Source organism: Haliscomenobacter sp., from assembly GCF_965225875.1.
In the GTDB taxonomy this organism is placed as follows: Bacteria; Bacteroidota; Bacteroidia; order Chitinophagales; family Saprospiraceae; genus Haliscomenobacter.
On the sequence record NZ_CBDDBS010000002.1, the window covers coordinates 3,438,658 to 3,456,844 of the forward strand.

An 18,187-nucleotide genomic window follows, 5' to 3' on the forward strand; every position below is an offset into this window, starting at 1 on the left:
CCTTTTATCGTTTCCAGAAATACCCTACTCGTGCTACTGCATTTTCCCGAACGTTGCTGTAAAAGAGATTGAAGTCTCCAATGTGGTAATTCGGGTTGTTGTACAAGAAACTACCGGGGAACTTTGGTTTGTTGACCCACAACACACCATCGTGCACCTGGGCATCACATACTTTTGGGATTACTTTGTTGAAACTGCGCAGTACTGCCCCTTTGTTCAAATCGCGGGCGGCATAGAGGGTATCACTTGACCAATTTAACGGATTTGTACTCACAATATTGTTCCCTGGCTGGTGTAACTCGGGGTAATGTCCCTTTAGAAAGGTGCGCCAGGAACAAAAACAACCCGTCTGCTCGGGACGGTCGCAAGGAGGGATGTTTTCCAACAAATCCCGCTTGACCGGCATCCCCACCAAATAGGCTACTACCAGTCGATTGCGCAGGTTGCTGTTGTCAAAAAAATCTTTCAACAAACGCTGGGTATGGGTCGTGCCCTGGCTATGCGAAGCGATGATGATCGGGCGGCCCTGGTTGTAGTGATCGAGGTAATATTGAAAGGCGTTGCGCACGTCGGAATAAGCCAGGTCAAAGATGCGTTTTTGCATGTCCCGATCCTGCAACCAATAAGCGCGGATATGTGCCTGGCGATAGCGGGGCGCATACACCCGCCCTACACCGTTAAAAATGCTGGACTGAAAGCGAATGGCGCTCTCGTCTACCTTTTTGTTCATTTTGACATCCTGCACATCGGCATTCCAGGGGTCGGTCTGTTCGCGATCCTGGGTATAAATGGTGGGATGGACAAAAAACACATCCACTTCGCCGTCTTTCTGGCGGTCCTCCATGCCTTTTGGAAAGACATCGGCAGCATCTACCCGATCCGGCAAGGCCGCCCAGGTATCTGCATTGGAATAGTCGGGAGCAGCGGGAACTCCACTATTGGCAGAGGAAGCCACCATCGTGTCGTTGGGAGTTGAACAGGCTATCGCCAGGAGAGTAATGGCCAAACCAAAAATTCGGGTTGTTTTCATCGGATCGTAAGGTCTATTGAAAAGCAAATTTTGACATTAAAATTGAAAGATGTGGTAAAAAATAAACAAAACTGCCCTCTTAGGCAACCTTTTATCACAAAAAAACTGTTTCCCTTTGTAATTTTACCCTTTGGGGCGATAAATAATGAGTCCTTATTTTTGCCCTATCCATTTTGTTCACCAACCCGATACAACCTTGGCTACAGCGCAACCCAAACCTAAGTTCAACTTTTACCTCCTGCGGCGGGTGATGGCACAAGCCAAACCCTACCAGGGTGTCCTGATCGCCTCGGCCATAATGGCCATTGTGCTGGCCCCGCTGGGCACCATGCGCCCCTGGTTGGTGCAAGTTATGGTGGACGAACACATCTTCAAACTCGACATCAAAGGTCTGGGCTTTATGTCCATTATTTTTCTGGTCTCTTTGTTGTTCCATGCCTTTTTGCAATACATTTTTCAATACGCCACCAGCTGGCTGGGCCAGTGTGTGGTACGCGATTTGCGGGTGGGGATTTTTAAACACATCACCAGTTTGCGTCTGCGTTACTTCGATCGCACTCCGGTTGGGAACTCCATCACGCGGACCATCAGCGACATGGAAACCATCAATACGGTGTTTTCGCAGGGAGTGATCACCATGATTGCCGATATTTTGACCTTGGTGGTGGTGCTGGGCATTATGTTTTACACCAGTTGGAAATTGACCCTGGCTTGTTTGTTGACCCTGCCTTTTTTGGTGGCGACCAGTTATTATTTCCAAAAAAACGTCAAAAAATCCTTCCAGGACGTCCGTACGCAGGTGTCGCGGATGAACTCCTTTTTACAGGAACGCATCACTGGGATGCGCATCGTGCAAATTTTTAATGCGGAACAACAGGAAGGGGAAAAATTCCGCGAAGTCAATCGCGATTACACCAAGGCCAACCTCGATTCGGTGTTTTATTACGCTGTTTTTTATGCCGTGGTAGAAATCATCGCTGCGGCTACCCTGGGTTTGATGATCTGGTGGGGCGCAAGGGGCGTCATCGCCGATGAGGTGACCATGGGCTCTCTGGTGGCTTTCCCGATCTACCTCAATATGCTTTTCAACCCCATCCGCACCCTGGCCGATCGCTTCAACACCCTGCAGATGGGTTTGGTGGCCGCCGAGCGGGTTTTTGCCTTGCTGGACGACCCCGAAAACCTGGAGCAAAACGGAACCTATAAGCCGAGCGAATTGAAGGGTGAAGTGGATTTTGAAAAAGTGTGGTTTGCCTACAACGAGGAAGAATATGTGCTGAAAGACGTGAGTTTCCACATCAACCCCGGCGAGACCTTGGCCATCGTGGGCGCAACGGGCTCGGGCAAATCCACCATCATCAACATTCTCAACCGCTTTTATGAAATACAAAAAGGGGCCATCAAAGTGGATGGGGTCGATATTCGAGAGTACGATCTTTATTCGCTGCGCCGCCGGGTGGCGCTGGTATTGCAGGACGTGTTTTTGTTTGCTGGAACGGTATTGGAAAACATCACCCTGCGCGACGACAGCATCAGCCGTGAACAGGTAATTGAAGCCGCCAAAATGATCGGCGCGCACGAATTCATCGAAAAATTACCCGGTGGCTACGATTATCAGGTGATGGAACGGGGCGCTACCCTCTCCATGGGGCAACGGCAGTTGATTTCCTTTGTGCGGGCGTTGGTATTCAATCCCGATATCCTGATTTTGGACGAGGCTACTTCATCCATCGACCCTGAAACGGAAGGGGTGATCCAGTTTGCCATCGAAACAATGATCGCCAAACGCACTTCGATCATCATTGCACACCGCTTGTCGACGATCCGCCATGCGGACAATATTCTGGTGTTGCACAAAGGGGAGGTGCAGGAATACGGGCCGCATGAGGAGTTGCTGCGCAACGAAAACGGGCATTACAAGCAGTTGTACGAGATGCAGTTTTTGCAGGTGGCGGCAGTGGAGGAGGAATAAAATTTTACTCCCTCCACCACAACTTCACTATTTCTTCACCCCATGCGCCCGCCTGATCGCCGTCCGCAAATTCTTCCAATCCGTTGTCCCAGGCACCGTGCACTCCGCGCCCAGGATAAACTGTCTGGGTGCATCTTTTATCACCTTGGCTACCGCACCTTCAATCTCTTCAGGGCTTCCCTTACTGATCACGCCATTTTTTTGCAAACCACCCATGGTTGGCCGCTTGAACAGGGTTGAAATTTCCTCCCAGGAGAGTTTTCGATCCGTCAACTGTGGATTGCAATTCACCACTTGCCCCGGGTAATCCAGCACCGCGTCATAATTGGCATAAATGTTATTGTAGTCACACACGTGCAGGATGTTGAAGGGGCATTTGGCACTTACTTCCTGCATGGCCACCAGGTCACTGGGCTTGACGTAGTGCTTGAACAAACGGGGATCGCTGAGTTGATTGGTCTCTGAGCCCTGGGTAGACATGTAAAAACCATCCACTCCTATTTCCATACAAGCCCGCACGAAGAGCAATTGGCTTTCGGTCAGGGCGTCCAGGCCTTTTTTTACGGCATCCGGGTCTTCCTCCATATGGCGCAGCAACACGGGCAAGGTCGCACAATGCCCCGCCCACATGAAAGGGGAATACAGGGTCATGATGATAAGGGCTTCCTTTTTGGCCGCCTTTACAATTTCCCGCACCGTTTCCAGCTGGGGGGCGTAAAAATCCAAACGGTTGGGCACGAGTTTGGCCCAATCGGCGGGGGTACGCAGAAAATCCAGCGGCGTATAAGCCTGCTCGTATTGGATTTTGACAAAATCCATTTCGGTGTAGCGGAAATATTCCAGGTGCTTTTTGGCGGCAGCCGAGCCTACTTTATGTTTTTCGTCAAAGTGTAGAAAAAAGGCGGCGGGCCGGTATGAGGCCTCGGTTTTTCCTTCCAGCCAGCGCAACATGCGCTCCCGTTTGTTTAGTGGGGGCGTGCCAAAAATCGCAGGCCAGGCTTGATGACCAAGAGCAAAGGTGCCAGCGCCTAATAAGGTGGATTGAATGAATTTACGTCTTTGCATAGGTGTTTTTTGTTAGGATTTTGGATAAAAAATAACGGTTCCTATTTCTTCAAATGCCGATCCAAAAACTCAAAAGTAGCCTCGTACGCCTTTACCCAACTGCGCTGGAGCAAAAAACTGTGCACCTCATCCGGGAAAATCAACTGCTCAAAAGGCACCTTCTGCTGGCGCAAAACCTTGATCATGTCCTCCGTTTCACTAAAAATGACATTGCGGTCATCATCACCGTGGATGAACAAAACCGGGCTTTTCCAGCCTGCTGCGAAAAACATTGGTGAGGATTCGTAGGCTTTTTGGGTAATGTCGGGGTGTTTGAGTGGGTCGTAGCCGGGGTTAAAAGTTGGAATGATTTTGTTCCAGTTGTGCACCCCGTGGATATCTACCCCGGCCGCAAACAAATCGCTGCGCCGCGCCAGGCCGTGAGCGGTGAGGTAGCCACCATAACTACCGCCCCAAAGGCCGATGCGTTTGGGGTCAACATCAGCGCGAGTTCTCAGGTATTCGCCAGCACCAATCAGGTCATTGACCTCGCTAGCCCCCGTTCTTCCGTAATTGAGTGCTTCGCGAAAATCAAGGCCATAGCCAATTCCACTCCGAAAGTTTAGGGCAATGACCACGTAGCCTTTGAGCGCAAAATACTGGTTCAGCGCATAGGCATTCGAGTAGTATTGGCTGTAATTAAAACCCAGTAACATTTGTCGACGGCTGCCTCCGTGCAAAAAAATAACGGCGGGGTGTTTTTCGCCCGCTTTGTGATTGGGTGGCAAAAACAACTGGGCGGGTGCGCTCATCCCGTCGGTAGCTTTGATGCTGATCTGTTGTGGTTGCACCAGATCGGTAGGATAATCTGAAATGGAAAAAGCAGTTGCTAAGTCCTTAAAACTGCCATTGCTGTGCAAAGCTGGCCAGGCGGGCTTTTGGGCTGAAGCGTGCAACAACATCAGTCCCACCGCAGTGGGCACTGGACTCCACTCAATGCCGTCCCCTTTGGTGACCTGTTCAGACTGGGCTGTATTGATGTTTACTTTCCAGATGTGACGGCGGTTGATGTCGCCGATGTTGCAGGCGTAGTACAAGGTTTCGCCGTCGTTGGCAAGGGTCACATTTTCTACTTCCCCATTGCCGGGAGTGAAGGGGCGGACCGTTTTTTTTGTGAAATCCAGAGCGTACAGGTGCACCCAACCATCTTTTTCCCAAGGGAAAATGAGCTGCTGCCCTTTGGCCCATAGCAGTTTATTCTCCATCGCCGGAAGGTCGCCCACCAACACCGAGCCTTTGCCTTCATCGGCTTTCCAAATTTCTTTGGCTTCACCTGTCTGAACATTGATCACTCGGATGCTCCAGGGGAAGCCCGTACGGCGGGGCGCAAAAAGAAAGTCGTTGATTTGAAGTGGATTGCGGATGTAGGCCAAATAATTGCCATCCGGGCTCCACACTGGCTCCTGATCCTTATCTGCTCCGGGATCAGGAAAGTTGATGCTTTTGCTCTCCAGGTCGTAAATGCCGATAAAAGAATGATCCCCACGGGTATTGACAAAAGCTAGTTTACTGCCAGCGAGGTTCCAGCGCAGGCTCCCCACTGTTCCACGCACTTTAAACAAGGGCTGGGGCTTGAGCGTGGTGTCCACCAGGGATGCCGTCCAGGCCTGGCTCGCATTCAGGTACGCTATACTGCGGCCATCGGGTGCAATTTTGAAAGCATACCCCGCCCCAATTTTGCGAAAATCGCGTCCATGCTCCAGGTCGGTAATGTATAATGTCCTGCCCGTTTCCATTTGTAACTGAGCAGGATTGGCTGCGTAACCCTGGGTGTTGGGGGTATTTCCGCGGACAAAAACGACGTGTTTACCGGAAGGTGTAAAGCTGAGTTCAGAGATGTCAATGCCATTGTCGCTTTCTTCAAAACCAGTAATGCGTGCAGCATCCTTGAAGTTGTCTCCACTGGCCGAGTATACGTTACGGCTGCCGTTGTCATTCAACACCCAGGCTATACTTTTGCCATCGGCACTTGCCGTCAAGTTGCTGGGAAAAGGTTGGGCCAGCAAGAGCTTGATACTGGGTTGGGCAAAGAGTCCATTGGCAAGCAGCCACAATGAAAATGAGAGCAGTTTTTTCATCCGGTTTATTTTTTTATCGCCCCTTAATCTCGCTCAACAATTTACGCAATTCCTTCACCTTCCCAGGCTCCTGGTTGTATAAATTTCGCGTTTCACCAACATCTTCCTTCAGGTTGTACAACTGCCCTGGGGCTTCGCCCGGCTTGGGTGCTATTTCTTTGGGTTGGGTGAAACCACCGGAGCCTAGGCCCTCAATCAACTTCCAATCCCCCTTCCGAATCGCAAAAAAGCCGATGGAAGAACTGTGTACAACCGCAGGCTGATTGGGAACCTGAGCACTTTTGCCCAACAAAACGGGCAAGATGCTGTAGCTGTCTTCCACCTTGAATTTGGAGGATTTTAAGCCAACTATTTCCGCACTTGTAGCCACCAAATTGGTCAAACACGTGGTGGCGGCACTGCTGCTGCCAGCGGCCACTTTACCCGGCCAACGCACGATGAAAGGCACCCGATGCCCACCCTCAAATGCATCCCCTTTCATACCGCGAAACTCAGCGGCAGCCTGGTGATTGAAGCGTTGCACGTAATCTTCGCGCCAATAGGGGCCGTTGTCGCTGGTGAAAATGACGATGGTATTTTCAGCCAGGCCCAGTTGATCCAGCTTAGCCAGAATTTCGCCCACTGAGGCATCCACCTGTTGCACAAAGTCGCCGTATTCACCCGCCCGGGACTTGCTGGTATATTCCGGGGTAGGCATCCATGGCGTGTGCGGGGCAGCAAAGGGGATGTACAGGAAAAAGGGCTTTTGTTTGCTTTGTTTTTTCAAAAAATCAGTGGCTTTTTCCACAAAGCGGGGCAAAACGCCAAAAAAGTCAAAGGAAGGCGACATGGCGCCCTCGCGCCAAAATGCTCCGGCGTATCCTGCCTCGGGTTTGTTGCCCTTGGTATGGCCGCTGGGTAATTCGGTCAGTTGATGGTTTTCGAGGTAGCAGTAAGGGGGCATATCCAGCGAAGCGGGAAGCACATAGGAATAATCAAAACCCACCGTACCAGGCCCTTGACTGACTTTTTGGGTAAAATCAATTTGGTCGGGCAACATCTCATTGTGGATGCCGTAATCTCTTTTTTGCAAGGAATCGCGATGCGCTGCGGTAGGCACCCAATCCAGGCCCAGGTGCCACTTGCCAACCACGGCAGTGCTGTATCCTCGGCTTTTCAGCATGGACGCCACTGTGGGGCGATCGGCTTCGATCAAGGTGCGGCTATACCCGCGTAAGACCCCAACTGGCAGGCGGCTGCGCCAGGGATAACGCCCAGTTAGGATGCCATAACGCGTGGGTGTACATACGCCCGAAGGGGAATGGGCGTCGGTAAATCGCATGCCCTGGCTGGCCAATTTGTCCAGGTTGGGCGTTTTGATGCCTCCGTCGGGGTTGTACACCGAGAGGTCGCCGTAGCCCAGGTCATCGGCCAGGATGTAGACGATGTTGGGGGGGGCAGTTTTTTGTAGTGGTTGCTTTAAACCCCATAGTGCAAAGGCGACTAAAGGGCCGCCAAGGAAAAAAAAGTATTTGAAGGAAGGGTGCATGTGTTGAGGAAGGTTGAGAGGTGCGCTTGTAGAGACGCACGGCCGTGCGTCTCTAAGGGTTGCGATCTTGTCAAAGGCTCATTATGGCAAAGACGCACGGCCGTGCGTCTCTACACCGCGTTATGTCCAATAGCTCATAATTTAATCGCCCATTCTGGCCGCATCGTCCGGCCCAAAAGTGCATTCGCTTCTTTGTCCTTTTTGAAACTCTCCTTTTTTGGATTCCACTTCAGCGGGCGTTTCAATTCGTAGGCGATGTTGGCGATGTTGCACACCGAGGCGGTGCGGTGCCCGATTTCCACATCACAAACGGGTTTGCTGCGTTTGCGCATGGCCTCGAGGAAATCCTTGTAGTGGTTTTCACTTTTGTAGACATGTTTTTCGGTTTCGCCGATGATCCGGGTCGCCAATTCCGCAGGCGTCGTTTCAATTTTGCGGCGCTGCACCTTGATCTCGCCCGTGCTGCCGATGAAGTGAATGGCATTGCTCCATTCCCATTTTTCGTGGGTCATGGTGATGCCGTTGGCGTAGCGGAAGGTCAGGTTTTTGTATTCGCCGCCATCGGGAGGGATCACTTCCACCGGGCCACTGTTGTCCATGTCCAGGGCCCATTGTACGATGTCGAACATGTGGGCACCCCAGTCGGTGACCATGCCACCGCCAAATTCCTTGTACAAACGCCAGTTTGGGAATACATCTTTGCTGAGTGGTGGCGCCAGTTCGGAGTTGAAGGGAACGGGTTCATTGGGCCCCAACCAGTAATCCCATTTCAGCCCATCGGGAATGGTTTCCGCGGCCAGGTTGTACTTCACCGGAGGTGCCCCCACATTGACCTTGATGTGTTTGATCTCGCCGATGTAGCCATTGCGCACCAATTCAGCGGCTTGACGGAATTCCGGCCAGGAGCGCTGCATACTCCCCGTTTGGAACACCCGATTGTGCTCGCGAGCCGCATTGACCATGGCCCGACCTTCCTTAACCGTGAGCGAGAGGGGTTTTTCACAGTAGATGTCCTTGCCTGCTTCGGCAGCTTTGACGGCTTGCACCGCGTGCCAATGGTCGGGCGTGGCAATGATGACCGCATCGATGTCCTTGAGACTCAGTAATTCCCGAAAATCGGTATACAGCGCGATGTCGGAATACTGGCCAAATTGGGTGTTTTTTTCGTAGTAAGCTTTGGTGCGCTCCATCATTTGTTGGGCCTTGGCCTGGTACACTTCACTGATGGCGGCAATGCGGGCTTCCCCCGTGCCGATAAAGGAAGTAGCTAAGCCCTTGCCTTGTTTGCCCGTGCCAATCAGGCCAAAATTGATCATATCGCTGGGTGGTAAATAGCGAGTGCCACTAGGGCTGGTACCACCGAGCACAAAGCGGGGGACGATCATGAGCCCCGCTGCGGCTTTGGCGCTGTTGCTCAAAAAATTGCGCCGGGAAGTTGATGTAGGTTTTTTGTTGGTCATATTTGTGGTTTTATGGGCGGTGAAAAATAAATTATTCATTTTTCTTGAGCCACTACTTAGATCTGTTGAAGATAAAAAATCCTGGCCTTATTGACCTTTTAAAACAATGAGATGCTTACCCGCAGGCATATTTTTTAGTTCAAAAAATCCACCTTGCAAGCGCGCCGCACTTTTTTTTCCATCCACCCACAATTGGGTTTTCCCTTCTGCAGTGGGCATGTACACCTGCGCGGTGCTTCCTCCGGGGATGGTAACTTCAAGCCTGTTCTCCTGTGGATTTTGTTGAAAAAAAACTTCCACCTTGCCTTTTAAGGTGGGGTGTATCAATTGAGCGAACTGCAATTTTCCCACCTGTGGTTTGATTTGAAAGGTATCAAAACCTGGGCTCAATGGTTCCACGCCCATGAGTTTGCGCACGATGGTGTTGGCGGGGGTAGCTCCCCAGGCGTGGTTCAAATCGAGATTGGGTTTGTATACAATGTCCCAGGCTTCCATCGAGATGGTCGAGCCACTGCGGATCATGTTGTACCAGCTGCGTTGGGTGGTGGCAGTGAGCAATTCCAGCGCATAGTCGGCATAGCCACCCTCGTACAAGGCATCCATCAAAAACTGGGCGCCGTACACGCTACAGGCCATACGCCGACTTTTGATGAACTGCAATACTTTTTCCTGATCAGCAACCGGAACCAGGCCAAAAGCCAGGGCATACATGTTGGCGTGCAGGGAGCTATGGCTGGTGCTGTCGCCGTCTTTGATCAAACCTGTTGCGGGGTCGCGGAAGGTCGTTTGAAAAGCTTGGTAAACCTGTTTCGCTTTACTTTGATACTGCTGAGCATCTGTTGGCTTTTGCAACAGGCGGGCCATTTTTGCCATCAAGAGTAAACTGTGGTAGTAATAGGCGTTGACCACAGCGTTGTAAGGGTTGTACACAAAACCGTCGGTTTCACCCGGGTGCTCCTTTTCCGACCCGATGTAATTGCCAGTTTGGGGCCAATCCACATTGTCGTGCAAGCCACGACGACCATCAAAGGTTTTGGTGATATGGATGGATTGTAAAAAGGCGTCACTCTGCAAATTGGTGCGGGTACTGATGAGGCCATTGGGGCCAGCCAAAGCCTGGAGGGTTTTGTGTTGCAGATCGGGGTAGTACTTTTGTATGGCGCGGATATCGCCCGTGTAGAGGTAATCGTACCAGGCAATCAGGATGTTTTGCAAGCTCCACTCCGTGGGCCAGGTGGGGTGAAAAATCAGGTAATCCAAACTGCGGCGGGCCATGCTGTACTCGGCATCCACGGCGTAATGAGAGAGTTGATTGATGAGCGCATCGGCCTCGTAGGGGATTCTTTCGCGGTCGCCATCCACGTAGTAGCCCGTAAAACTGGTGGCTTTGATGGAATATTTGCACAAGTCCCAGACCCGATTCAGGATGGTATCGCTGGAGTGGAATGAAGCCGCATTTTCATCAAAAGGATAAAAAACAATCTTGCGCTGCACCGATTCCAGGCTGAGTTCGCCTGCAAAATTTTCAATGGACACATAGCGAAAAGGGTACACCTCGCCGATGTAGCCGGGCATTGGGATGGGGTTGCGGCTATCGCGCCGGGGATTAGCTGGCCAGGTGATGCGGTAGTCGAAGGTGCCTTTTTGCACCAGTAAGGGGATTTTCAGGTAGCGGATGTTGCGCCCGGGATTTTTGTGTATTACTTGTGGCGCTTGCAGTAACTCCCCCACTTCGATCCAGACCGTGTCGGTTTTTTCACTGCTCAGTTTTAGTCGCAATTGCGCCAGAGCGTCTTTGCCGAAATCGAGAAAATAACTTCCCGTTGCTCTTTTGATTAGTGCCACGGGTTTTTGGATTTCCGCCGCGAGGGGCTGATGGGAAAAAACTCCCGCCGGATCGGGAGGGCTGTAATAAAACGCAGCGGGCGCTGAAAAGGCGCTGAGCTGATTTTTTTGATCCCAGACCTGCACTTTCCAATGATAAACCTTGCCAGGAATCAGTGCCTTGCCCGCATAAGTGGCCTGCTGTTGGCTGGACTTTATTTTTTTTGAATCCCAATAATCTGCCTGGTTTTGTTGGAGCAATTGGGAGGAAGAAGCCAATAAAATCCGGTAGGCGCTGGCCCGGCGGATGGAGGTGTCGAGTGCCCAGTTGAACTGGGGGCGAGAGCTAAAAATGCGGGCAAATTGGTAGGTTTCCGCTTGTTGGCTAGCCGTTTCGAGAGAGACAGTTAGGGGTAGCCCGTTTTGTCGCACCTGATCGGTATGGCGCAGTAGGTCGCAGCGCAAATCCAGTGGCGCGGGACGGATTTGGGCGTAGGTAGGGCAAACCATTCCTAGCAAGACTAGAATTTGCCAAATTGTAAAACCAAACGGACAATTGTTCATGCTCATTTTTTTGCCGGAAGTTCACGTACCCCCACTTGTTTCGCCCAGGTATCATACTCCGCCTTCAATGCCTCCACTTTATCACTGGCTTGTGGCGCGAGGTTTACACTTTCGCTGGGGTCAGCACTCAGGTCGTAGAGTTCCCAGTCCTCATCACCGTGCTCTTTGACCAGCTTCCAATTGCCGTGACGGAGGGCTTTGTTGCCGATGTGTTCCCAAAACAAGGAGCGGGTTTTGGGCTTTTTGGCCTTCCAAAAATGGCTCAGACTTTGGCCGGGCAATTCTTTTGGGATGGGAACTTGTGCCAGTTCAAGGCTAGTCGGTAGCAGGTCAATTACGTGGCCGGGGGTGTTCTGATAGCCAGTCTTAGGCTTGATTTTGGCAGGCCAATGCAGGATGCAAGGACTGATGATGCCACCTTCGTGCATGTAACTCTTGTACAGTTTGAAGGGGGTGTTGGACACATTGGCCCATGGGGCATCGTAAGTGCCGTATGAGCCGCGTTCGCCAATTCTTTTGCCTGGTTCGCCCAGCTTTCGATCGTCGACGTTTTCGGAGGTGCCGCCGTTATCGGACAAAAAGACGATCAGGGTATTGTCCAATTCCTGACGGGCTTCCAGGGTCTGGATTAATTTGCCAATGTTCTGATCCATACGGTCGATCATGGCAGCGTATACGGCCATTTTTCTGGCCCAGTCTTTTTTGTCGCTGATGCTGTTCCAGTCGGGAATGTCAGCTGGCCGGGGGCTGAGCTGGTAGCGTTTGTCCAATAGCCCGAGTGCTTGCATTTTGACAAAACGTTGTTGCCGGAGTACGTCCCAACCTTGCAGGTAGAGGGCCTCGTATTTGGCAATATCGCTCTCGTAAGCGTGCAGCGGAAAGTGGGGCGCGGTATAGGCCAGGTACAAAAAGAAAGGTTTGGACTGCGGCGCCTGCCCTTGGATGAACTCGATGGCTTTGTCGGTAAATGCATCCGTGGCGTAATAGCCCTCTTTGGGGAGCACGTATTCCTGATCCTGCAACACCATGTAACGCTTGCGCTTCTCGGGCAGGACCTCAAAAAAGCTCGAAGCGCCGGAAATCAGGCCGAAATATTTGTCAAAACCCCGTTTGAGCGGCCAGTGCTCCTGGCGCTCGCCTACGTGCCACTTGCCCGTCATGTAGGTGTGGTAGCCCGCCCGGCGGAGGTGTTCGGCGATGGTGGGGGTGTTGGGGTCTAAAAAACCCTGATACGGCCCAGGGGATATTTTTTGGTCATCAAACGACACCATATTGCCCATTCCTGCCGCGTGGGAATAGTTCCCTGTCAACAAGGAAGCACGGGTGGGACAACAGCGCCCGGCATTGTAAAAATTGCGCAGCTTGAGACCATTGGCGGCGAGTTTGTCGAGGTTGGGGGTTTTGGCTTCGCCGCCGTAACAACCGATGTCGGAGTAACCTAAATCATCGGCCATGATGAAGATGATGTTGGGGCGCGGATCGCTGGTTCTCAACTTGTGCCCGAAGCATAGAGTGCTGAGGGCAAGTAGGCCCAGAAAAATACTTCGTGGTTTTTTACGGCTCATGATCATAAGGTTGCTGCGCTTAGGGTTATTCATTGAAGACGGCCCTGCTAAAAAGCACCCTTAACCCGCAAATTATTTAGCCTCCACTTTTTTCAAGGCAAGGGCATTGATGCAGTACCGTAACCCACTGGGCTGTGGGCCATCCTGAAAAACGTGCCCGAGGTGGGCATCACAGGTGTTACAAAGCGTTTCGATGCGGTACATGCCAAAGCCACGGTCTTTGTGGTAGCTGATCGCATTTTCGCGAATCGCTTGGGTGAAAGAAGGCCAACCGGTGCCACTTTCGTACTTTTCAGCCGAGTCAAAAAGCAGGCTGTCGCAGCACACACAAGCATAAACTCCGGGCTCAAACAGACTGCACATTTCAGAACTGAAGGCGCGTTCGGTTCCTTTTAGCCGGGTAATCCGAAACGCTTCCTCGCTCAGCAGGTTTTTCCACTCTGCTTCACTTTTTTCCACACGCTGATCTGGTGTGGGGTTGCCATTGTTGGCAAATCTTAAAACATTCAGCCAATTGAGCATACTAATTTGGTTATTAAATGGTGGAAATGTTATTCCGCAAACGAAATCTGCCCGAGTTCCCGCATTTTGAGTTCCAGACGAAGCAAGGCATTGTTGGGATCCGAACCAAAAATGGAATACACTACCACATTATCCTTGTCCACTAAAATCCAGTGCGGGGTTCCTCCGGCACCGTAATTCAAAAACGTGGTGTCGTAATTTTTATCTTTGAAAAAAGGGAAACGGATCGCAAATTCCTCCTGCGCTTTGGCGAATTTTTCGGTAGAAATATCAAGGGACTCAAAATTGGTATGGATGCCCAATACCTGAATTTGATCGCCTAATTCGTACACGATCCGATTGGCGTAGGGAATGGCACGCCCCAAACAACCCGGGCAACCGAGGCTGAAGAACAAGATCAGCAGGGGCTTGCCCAAAAATGCTTCCTTCTGAGGGGGCTCTTCCTCAAAAATCTTTTCCAGCGACCAATCGGGTAAAGGCGACCCAACGCGGAGTAAACTTAGATCTAATCGATTGTGCATGCTTTAATAACGTTTTGGAGGGCAGGTGGTTGCTGAGGAGGGTGGAAAAGAAACTGAGTGGTTGGGGAAGCCGTAGACGGTTTATTCTATTTTTTGGGCAAAAGGGAGGGCTGAGAAAATTTAAACAAACAAATCATCCATCGTCACTTCGTTCTGGACCAGTTGGGTGGCATACTTGTTTTTTTCAAGCCCGTAGGTGGTAATCATGGTCAAAAACACTGCTTTCCTGGTTTTGGTCACGGTTTTAAAAGTGGAGATTTTTGAACGCAGTTTTTCGGCGTATTCCTTGTCAATGGCGAAGGTATCCAGTGAAAATTTGCACTCACACAAGTTGATGACCTGATCCCGCCGATCGATAAGTAAATCAACTTGAGCCGCTTTCTCCTCCGTGCGCCCTTTCCAGGAAGCGTGATTGGACTGAACGCCACTGATGCCCAGGGCTTTTTTGATCTGGCTGATGTGATCAATGCAAATTTGCTCAAAGGCAAAGCCCTGCCAACTTCTTTGAACCGGATTATCGATCAGGTTGAGCCAGGCGTTTTCGCCCTGGTACTGGCCATTTTTGAGGAAGCGAAAATAAAAAGCGGTGTAAAAATCGGAGAGGCGGTACAAGGTTTTTTGCTTCTTTTGGTCCAAAGAAACATAGGAAGCGATAAACCCACTTTCTTCCAGGTCAGCCAGTACTTTGGAGAGGGTGCCACCGGAAGCTACTCCGGATAGTTTGATAATGTCGGCGCGTTGCAAACCCTCCGTTTTGGTCGCCAGTGCTTCCACCACTTTTTCATACACCTCGTACTTGCGGAAAAGGGAGCGGTAGAGATTGAAAAATTCGTTTTTGAGCAAGCCCGAGCTGTCAAAAAACAGCTGCTGGATGTTTTGGGCTGCGCTTAAATTGGGCTGAACTGCCTCCAAATAATAGGGAATGCCACCCAAGGCCATGTACAACTGGACGACTTGGTAACGGTCCAACACGCTGTTTTGGGCCATCAACATCTCCTCGGCCTCCTGTAAGTTGAAGGCTTCAATCTTCATCTTTTGGGTGATGCGATTGTGCAGGCCCCCATCGTTGTTGATCAACACATTGATCATCCAGGAAGCGGCAGAGCCGCAGACGATCAATAAAACGTCTTTGCGGTTGCTGGCCCAACTGTTCCAGAAATGCTCCAGCCCCATCATAAAATCCGATCCAGGGGTGTCAAACCAGGGGAGTTCGTCAAAAAAAATGACCTTTTTTCCAGCTCTTGGACTATTCTCCAAATGCGCCATCAAACGTTGGAAAGCAATCAGCCAATTGCCAGATGAGGTTTCATACACCAGATTGGACTGCTTGCTCAAAGCTGTATCGAAATTGAACAACTGCTGGGAAGTATCGGCATTGGCCAAACCAGAGATTTGAAAATCAAAGCGGTAATCGAAATACTCGCGAATCAGGAATGTTTTTCCTACCCTCCTGCGCCCGTACACGGTCAGGAACTCCGATTTTTTGCTTTGGACGATGTTGTCCAGCCGTAGTAGTTCTTTTTTTCTGCCAATGATGGCGCTTTCAGGATGCACAATCAGCCAATTTGAGGGTAAAAATAGGGATTTTGGCTGCAAGAATCAATAGTTGCAGCCAATTTGGAAGTAAAAATGGTAGTTTTGGCTGATTGGGTGCGGTCAAATCCAGATCATTCGTTGTATTTACTCATCTGCTGAGTCTTTTTGCACCTAATCGAAGCATTCATTTTGTGGCAAAAAAGTCTATTTCGTAAACTCCAATCCAATAATCCTATTCGCCGTTCTCACCTCATAATAGCCCACTACTTTTTTGCCATTGGCCTTGGCCATCAAGGGGGTGATGTAACAATCAAATTTTTCGGTTTTCCCACCTGCTCCGCTGATGCTGATTTGGTCGGGCAGATCGCTGGTCGTTGGTTCGCCAGCATTGTTGAGGATGCCTTCGAAGGTTTTGGTTTCGGGGGTAGGTTCAAAAGCCTCACCTTCAGCGTAAACCGATTTGCCGTTTAACTTCACATCCAGCAGCGCGTTTTCCAGCGCGCTGGTGTACTCAAAGGCGATGTATTTTCCAGCTGAACTGCCCAGTTTTGCCAGATCGAGACCTTGAATGTCTTCGGCGTTGAGCAGGAAACCTTCCGAAAATCCTCTTTCAGGGAATTCGATTTCCAGGCTGTACATTGGGTAGCCAGCATCTTCAACGGTTTTGATGAGGCCCAGTTCGCGGAGGGTGTCCAGGGCTACAGGTGTGTCGCTTTCGGTCGCCTCGGTACTGGCTTCATCGGTGGTGTTGGAATCGGTGGAGTTGCCACAGGAGCTGATCCAGACCAGGCTGCAAAAGGCGATTAGAACAAGTGTAAAATTCCAGGATTTAAACATGTTTGAACGATTTATTGCTTGAAACTACAAAATACGGCGTTACCCCAATATTTTCCCTACTGATTAGCCGAGAAGTGCTTTATTTTGAGCGGCAAATAGCTAAAACCATCAAGCCATGTTTCAACACTTTAAAGCCCTACAAAACTCCTGCCTCAAGCCCCAATCGCTACAAAGGATTCCATGGCTGTTTTTTAGTCTCCTCCTTTTGTTGAGCTCCTCACTCCCTGCCCAAAAGCCCATCGAGTTGTACAATCGCTACCAAAAAGGCTCGCTACAGATGGTCAATGGCAAGCCAAGCTTAACAACCCAGAGCAAACCCATCTGGGCAATCGAAAAAATAGCCAATAGTGCCGAGGTGCGCATCAAACACCTGCCCACTGGCGGGTACCTACACGCAGAGACCAGTGCCCAAACGCCCACTATTGGGGCCATCCAACCCGGTTGGGAGAGTGCCAAATGGCTGATCGAACAAACCGATGAGGCATTTTACCGCATCAAAAACAAGTGGCGGGGCACTTACTTGCGCAACGAAACCGGGGTGGTGGAATTGGGGGAATCTCAGCCCGGCTGGTGGGGTGGCCAATGGTTGTACATGTCGCCAGCCTCCATGATCGCAACAACTACAGCGAACCCACCCACGGGGCGCTTAAAAGTGCGCGGTGTATACATTGTGCCCAGTGGCCAGCAGGAAAAAACCCAAGGAAAGGAGGCCATTGCTGCCATTCTGGCGATGATGCAGTGGCATTTTTTGCAACAAATCGGGGTCACTTTTGAATACGAGCCCGAAGTCGCCGTCATTCGCACCAATGCGGATGCGTCAGCCGCTTCCACACTGGACATTGCCCTTGAATTGGGTAAAAAAGCCTTGAACAAAGATTACGAGGGGAATAAAAATATCCTGTTTACGGTGGTGGAAGGTGGTTTGGGCGGGCCCGCCTTTGGCACTCCAGGGATGGTCCGAATGCCCCAATCTTTCTGGGGAGACGTATACAATACCTACGCCAATCGAACCAATGCCCTGGCCACGATCCTGGCAGGCTGGTCGCATGAGTTGGGGCACGCACTGGGCTTGGAACATACCGGAGAAGAGACCAAGGCTTGTTTAATGAAAAATTGCGGGATCGACATGGGCACCTTACCCTCCTTGTTGATGCAGCAAAGCAAAGCTTATCCCTTGCTTTACGACTATCCTTTCCACAAATACGAAATCAAAATGCTGCTGGATTCGACCTTTTGTCAGGATTGTTTGATCGACCGCGGCAACAGGCCAGCGGCTTCTCGTTACCTGCGTTCCCGGCAGGTGCAAGCCAATAAATTGGCCACGGCCACCAATGTTGTGATGGTAGAATACTATGCCCAAGGTGGAGGCAAGGGGGCTTTTGTGAAGCAGTCAAGTGGTGAATGGAAAGAAACCGACCTCTTGGGTAAGACCAATTTTACGTTTAAAGAAATTCGCCGGGACCAAAGTTCGGTTTACCTCGAAGATGCTTCGCGGAATATGGCGATCACGCTCAATTTGACTACTCGAACTGTGCTGTACAACTTGATCAATCAGGGGAAGCCGCAGCCGCTGTATTCCATTTTGTGGGCGAAACGGGGCGGGTGATTTTTAATAACTCATATTCATCTACTTCTGATGAGAGTGA

At 50.8% G+C, this 18,187-nt stretch carries 13 protein-coding genes; 2 read left to right on the forward strand and 11 right to left on the reverse strand.

Annotated elements, in window-relative coordinates; all coding sequences use genetic code 11:
• Positions 1 to 4: 4 nt before the first annotated feature.
• Positions 5 to 1,030, reverse strand: coding sequence for a DUF3089 domain-containing protein (locus ACO08K_RS16395; RefSeq protein WP_421797489.1), 1,026 nt, complete (start codon positions 1,028 to 1,030; stop codon positions 5 to 7).
• A 250-nt stretch (positions 1,031 to 1,280) separates the two neighbouring features.
• Here ACO08K_RS16395 and ACO08K_RS16400 point away from each other — a divergent pair, with 250 nt between their 5' ends.
• A complete protein-coding gene (locus ACO08K_RS16400) occupies positions 1,281 to 3,002 on the forward strand; it encodes an ABC transporter ATP-binding protein (protein WP_421798317.1) in 1,722 nt (573 codons plus the stop codon).
• A 27-nt stretch (positions 3,003 to 3,029) separates the two neighbouring features.
• Here the strand turns inward: ACO08K_RS16400 and ACO08K_RS16405 are convergent, their stop codons facing one another.
• The 10 genes from ACO08K_RS16405 to ACO08K_RS16450 all read right to left on the reverse strand — a co-directional run bounded on the left by ACO08K_RS16405 (position 3,030) and on the right by ACO08K_RS16450 (position 16,541).
• Positions 3,030 to 4,067, reverse strand: coding sequence for a uroporphyrinogen decarboxylase family protein (locus ACO08K_RS16405; RefSeq protein ID WP_421797490.1), 1,038 nt, complete (start codon positions 4,065 to 4,067; stop codon positions 3,030 to 3,032).
• A gap of 41 nt (positions 4,068 to 4,108) precedes the next feature.
• Positions 4,109 to 6,184, reverse strand: a complete 2,076-nt coding sequence (locus ACO08K_RS16410; RefSeq protein WP_421797491.1) for an alpha/beta fold hydrolase — start codon at positions 6,182 to 6,184, stop codon at positions 4,109 to 4,111.
• Between the two features lie 13 nt (positions 6,185 to 6,197).
• On the reverse strand, positions 6,198 to 7,712 hold the full coding sequence (locus ACO08K_RS16415; protein ID WP_421797492.1) for a sulfatase family protein: 1,515 nt from the start codon (positions 7,710 to 7,712) through the stop codon (positions 6,198 to 6,200).
• A gap of 134 nt (positions 7,713 to 7,846) precedes the next feature.
• A complete protein-coding gene (locus tag ACO08K_RS16420) occupies positions 7,847 to 9,172 on the reverse strand; it encodes a Gfo/Idh/MocA family protein (protein WP_421797493.1) in 1,326 nt (441 codons plus the stop codon).
• 87 nt (positions 9,173 to 9,259) lie between these two features.
• Positions 9,260 to 11,560, reverse strand: a complete 2,301-nt coding sequence (locus ACO08K_RS16425) for an alpha-L-rhamnosidase C-terminal domain-containing protein (RefSeq protein WP_421797494.1) — start codon at positions 11,558 to 11,560, stop codon at positions 9,260 to 9,262.
• Positions 11,561 to 11,562: 2 nt separating this feature from the next.
• Positions 11,563 to 13,125, reverse strand: coding sequence for an arylsulfatase (locus ACO08K_RS16430; protein ID WP_421797495.1), 1,563 nt, complete (start codon positions 13,123 to 13,125; stop codon positions 11,563 to 11,565).
• 72 nt (positions 13,126 to 13,197) lie between these two features.
• Entirely contained in the window at positions 13,198 to 13,647 is a 450-nt protein-coding gene (gene msrB, locus ACO08K_RS16435) for a peptide-methionine (R)-S-oxide reductase MsrB (RefSeq protein ID WP_421797496.1), read from the reverse strand.
• Positions 13,648 to 13,676: 29 nt separating this feature from the next.
• A complete protein-coding gene (locus ACO08K_RS16440) occupies positions 13,677 to 14,168 on the reverse strand; it encodes a TlpA family protein disulfide reductase (RefSeq protein WP_421797497.1) in 492 nt (163 codons plus the stop codon).
• A gap of 120 nt (positions 14,169 to 14,288) precedes the next feature.
• Positions 14,289 to 15,722: an AAA family ATPase gene (locus tag ACO08K_RS16445; protein WP_421797498.1), complete on the reverse strand. Its 1,434-nt coding sequence runs from the start codon at positions 15,720 to 15,722 to the stop codon at positions 14,289 to 14,291.
• Positions 15,723 to 15,908: 186 nt separating this feature from the next.
• Positions 15,909 to 16,541 (reverse strand): hypothetical protein, encoded by a 633-nt coding sequence (locus ACO08K_RS16450; RefSeq protein ID WP_421797499.1) that lies wholly within the window; start codon positions 16,539 to 16,541, stop codon positions 15,909 to 15,911.
• A 115-nt stretch (positions 16,542 to 16,656) separates the two neighbouring features.
• Between ACO08K_RS16450 and ACO08K_RS16455 the strand changes: the two genes are divergently transcribed.
• Positions 16,657 to 18,147 (forward strand): hypothetical protein, encoded by a 1,491-nt coding sequence (locus ACO08K_RS16455; protein ID WP_421797500.1) that lies wholly within the window; start codon positions 16,657 to 16,659, stop codon positions 18,145 to 18,147.
• The last annotated feature ends 40 nt before the right edge of the window (positions 18,148 to 18,187 follow it).